We start from the raw sequence: 1,405 nt of genomic DNA, 5'->3' as shown, positions 1-1,405 counted from the left end.
GGCGCTGGGGCGCGGTTGCGGGCCGCTGCTGGTGGCGCGCGAGCCGTTGTCGCCCGCCGAACTGGCCGGGGCGCGTGTGACCATACCCGGGCGCATGACCACGGCCAACCTGCTGCTTTCCCTGCACGGTGTGTTGCAAGGCCCGCGCGAGGAAATGGTGTTTGATCAGGTCATGCCCGCCGTGGTCTCGGGCAAGACCGACTGCGGGTTGGTCATCCACGAGGGGCGCTTCACCTACGGCGGCTACGGGCTGCACTGCGTGCTGGACCTGGGCCAGTGGTGGGAATCCGCCTACGGGCTGCCCCTGCCGCTGGGGGCCATTGCCGCGCGGCGCGACCTTGGCGAGGCCACCATCCTTGCCGTGCAGGACGCCATCCGGCGCAGCCTGGAATACGCCAACGCCAACCCGGCGGCCTCGCGCGGGTGGATACGCGAGCATGCCCAGGAAATGTCCGACGAGGTCACGGACAGCCACATCCGCACCTTCGTGAACGACTTCAGCCTGGACTTGCGCGACGAGGGCCGCGCCGCCATCCGCGCGCTGCTGGAAAAGGCCGCAGCCATGTCTGGCGGGGCGGGCAGGGGCCTGCCCGATCTGCCCCTGTTTGCCTGAGGGCGCAGCATTGACAATCACTCCGGGGCATCATAGCTCAATATAATACTGGGCGAACACTCAGCGATACGCCGCCGGGAGCGCCCGAAAGTTCCGGCATGTCCCTCCGCAGGGGGGATGGGCGTGGCGGATACCTGTCACCGAAACGCGCACGGCGGGGCAAGCGCCGGGGCGTTTCCAGACTGTCGGGGGAACCCATGATGCTGCCATGGGGGTTGCTGCCGCACCAGTCCATGCCGCTCTTGCGCATGGTCGTGGTCATGGTGCTGACGCTGCTGGTGCATCCGGCGGCGGGCAGTGCCGCGCCCCCCGTGGTGTTGTGCAACGACGAGCATTTTCCCCTTTCCTACCGTGACGACGCCGGGCGGCCCGCCGGGCTGTACCCGGAAATCCTGCACGAAGCCGCGCGTCGGTCCGGCGTGCAACTGGACATTCGCGTGGCTCCGTGGACGCGGGCCCTGCGCGCCCTGGAAACGGGCGAGGCGGCCCTTGGCGGCGTCTTTTTCACCACCCGCGCGCGCGGGCAGTGGCGGGTCAGCCTGCCCCTGCATCTGGCGCGCATTGTGGCCGTGCTGCCGCAGGAATCCTCGATTGCCGCCACTCGTGTGGCCGAGTTGAGGCCGTATCGCATCTGCATCGTGGAAGGGTGGAGCTACGGGCCGCCGCTGGACGGTGCCCAGATGGACGGCGGCTGGAACCTGGACCCCGCGCCCAGCGAGGCGCTGTGCCTGCGCAAGCTGGAGGCGGGCCGGGTGCAGGTGGCGCTGGTGGGCGAGGCTGGGGCCCTGCGCC

At 69.8% G+C, this 1,405-nt stretch carries 2 protein-coding genes; both read left to right on the top strand.

The annotated features are described in order from the left end of the window. The coding region (locus FVW20_RS15195; protein WP_196610264.1) for a 1,4-dihydroxy-6-naphtoate synthase at positions 1-613 on the top strand (613 nt) is incomplete at its 5' end. Positions 614-810: 197 nt separating this feature from the next. Continuing rightward, on the top strand, positions 811-1,405 hold a 595-nt coding region (locus FVW20_RS15190; protein ID WP_231039149.1), incomplete at its 3' end, for a substrate-binding periplasmic protein.

Origin of the sequence: Nitratidesulfovibrio oxamicus (genome assembly GCF_015731765.1) — a bacterium.
GTDB classification, from domain to species: Bacteria; Desulfobacterota; Desulfovibrionia; order Desulfovibrionales; family Desulfovibrionaceae; genus Cupidesulfovibrio; species Cupidesulfovibrio oxamicus.
Note: the sequence above shows the minus strand (reverse complement) of the source record. Positions and strands in the feature narration are given on the sequence as shown.